The following is a 968-nucleotide window of genomic DNA, read 5'->3' on the forward strand; positions in this document are numbered from 1 at the left end:
CAATTGTTGCCAATCGTCTGGAATGCAAAAAAATCGGAGGAAGGCCCTCGCCCACAGAAATTATCAGCCGCTAAGCGCCAATAATACACCGTATTGGAAAGTAGATTTTGAGGCTGATAAGTATTGATATTCTCCGCTAAAGTCGCCGTCTCTATCACCGCACCACCGAAAGCAGGGTTGGTGGCGATCTCTATAAAGTACCCTGTAGCAGAAGGTATCATCTCCCAAGAAAGTACCGTATTCAGTTCCTGACTACTTGCTCCATCTGTAGGCATTGTGAGAACCAAATCGTCGAGTGTCCCGCTGACCACTGTCAGTTCCACCGAACGATCTATACTGACCGAGTCTGTGGTACCATTGATTATGATATCGTAAACACCACCCTCTGCGGCCATCAGGTTGCCAATGGTAAGCGTGGAACTAGCAGTAGGAAAAATATCATTATCAGAGAAGGTCACCGTTGCATTGGTAGGTACGCCGGTTGCGCTCAGATTTACGGTCTGATCAAAGCCTACAAAAGCTGTTAGATCAAGTTCGTAATCTACTGAATCTACATCGCTGCACACTCTCAGGCTAAGTGGCGACACGTCCATCACAAACGTAGGCTCCGTTGGTTCGCTGATCAAAAAGTCTTCATCCGAAATATCGAAAAAGATATTGTCAGAACAGACCACCATCACGCGGGCCATCGTGGTAACTTGATTAGGTACTTGCAGGGAATAGGTGCCGTCATTTGGCACCTGGCTAGCCAGTATAACTGGATAAGTAAGNNGTGTTGGCTACGTCCCAGGTGACGGTTTCCATTTGTCCGACTACCCATTCTACGAGCACATTTGGTGTTTGTACCACAAATGGTCCGGCCGATTCTGCAAAGGTAAGTTCCAAATCTTCTTCGATGGTGCAACCGCTGCCTATGTTGTTGTCACGTACCGTTACGCGGAAGCTCATATCTCGGCTTACTGCCGGTA

1 pseudogene is annotated in these 968 nt (G+C 47.6%); it reads right to left on the minus strand.

Features of this window, described 5'->3' with window-relative positions:
• A pseudogene (locus ACRBG0_RS25755) lies at positions 1–770 on the minus strand (hypothetical protein); the annotation flags it as partial.
• Between the last annotated feature and the right edge of the window lie 198 nt (positions 771–968).

Origin of the sequence: Lewinella sp., from assembly GCF_050633125.1 — a bacterium.
Classification (GTDB): domain Bacteria; phylum Bacteroidota; class Bacteroidia; order Chitinophagales; family Saprospiraceae; genus Lewinella.